The 873-nt window shown below is 50.7% G+C and carries 8 tRNA genes; all 8 read right to left on the reverse strand.

Annotation, left to right across the window (positions count from 1 at the left end):
* Positions 1–79 precede the first annotated feature (79 nt).
* The 8 genes from SORDD24_RS10510 to SORDD24_RS10545 all read right to left on the reverse strand — a co-directional run bounded on the left by SORDD24_RS10510 (position 80) and on the right by SORDD24_RS10545 (position 768).
* Positions 80–153: transfer RNA gene (locus SORDD24_RS10510), tRNA-Arg, on the reverse strand.
* A gap of 11 nt (positions 154–164) precedes the next feature.
* A tRNA-Leu gene (locus tag SORDD24_RS10515) sits at positions 165–250 on the reverse strand.
* A 7-nt stretch (positions 251–257) separates the two neighbouring features.
* Positions 258–329 (reverse strand) — tRNA-Gly (locus SORDD24_RS10520).
* A 22-nt stretch (positions 330–351) separates the two neighbouring features.
* Positions 352–424, reverse strand: a tRNA-Thr gene (locus SORDD24_RS10525).
* Positions 425–436: 12 nt separating this feature from the next.
* A tRNA-Leu gene (locus SORDD24_RS10530) sits at positions 437–518 on the reverse strand.
* A gap of 5 nt (positions 519–523) precedes the next feature.
* Positions 524–596: transfer RNA gene (locus tag SORDD24_RS10535), tRNA-Lys, on the reverse strand.
* A 24-nt stretch (positions 597–620) separates the two neighbouring features.
* Positions 621–693: transfer RNA gene (locus SORDD24_RS10540), tRNA-Asp, on the reverse strand.
* A 2-nt stretch (positions 694–695) separates the two neighbouring features.
* Positions 696–768, reverse strand: a tRNA-Val gene (locus SORDD24_RS10545).
* Positions 769–873: the final 105 nt, after the last annotated feature.

The raw sequence follows: 873 nt of genomic DNA on the forward strand, positions 1-873 counted from the left end.
GGATTCGAACCTGCGACACCTTGGTCCCAAACCAAGTACTCTACCAAGCTGAGCTACTTCCCGAGTTAAATAGAAAAAATGCACCCTAGAGGAGTCGAACCTCTAACCGCCTGATTCGTAGTCAGGTACTCTATCCAGTTGAGCTAAGGGTGCCCATCAATATATGCCGAGGACCGGAATCGAACCGGTACGATCGTTACCAATCGCAGGATTTTAAGTCCTGTGCGTCTGCCAGTTCCGCCACCCCGGCCTCTCTAAGCGAACGACGGGATTCGAACCCGCGACCCCCACCTTGGCAAGGTGGTGTTCTACCACTGAACTACGTTCGCATCGACCTCTTATATAAAAAAATGCCGGCTACATGACTTGAACACGCGACCCTCTGATTACAAATCAGATGCTCTACCAACTGAGCTAAGCCGGCTGATTTCTATTATGCGGGTTAAGGGACTTGAACCCCCACGCCGTTAAGCGCCAGATCCTAAATCTGGTGCGTCTGCCAATTCCGCCAAACCCGCAAAGATGACCCGTACTGGGCTCGAACCAGTGACCCATTGATTAAAAGTCAATTGCTCTACCAACTGAGCTAACGAGTCTAAAATAACTTCCGTTATCTTAAACGGTCCCGACGGGAATCGAACCCGCGATCTTCGCCGTGACAGGGCGACGTGATAACCGCTACACTACGGGACCTATGGGAGTTAACGGGATCGAACCGCTGACCCTCTGCTTGTAAGGCAGATGCTCTCCCAGCTGAGCTAAACTCCCAAAGGGCGGAGTCTAGCTCAGCCAACGGTAAGAAACTTCGTTTCTCTCATCCGCCGATTGTAATTTCGATTTCCTCTCAATTACAACTAAGCTAAACTCCCTCAA

Origin of the sequence: Streptococcus oralis, from assembly GCF_001579175.1 — a bacterium.
Taxonomy (GTDB): Bacteria; Bacillota; Bacilli; order Lactobacillales; family Streptococcaceae; genus Streptococcus; species Streptococcus oralis_O.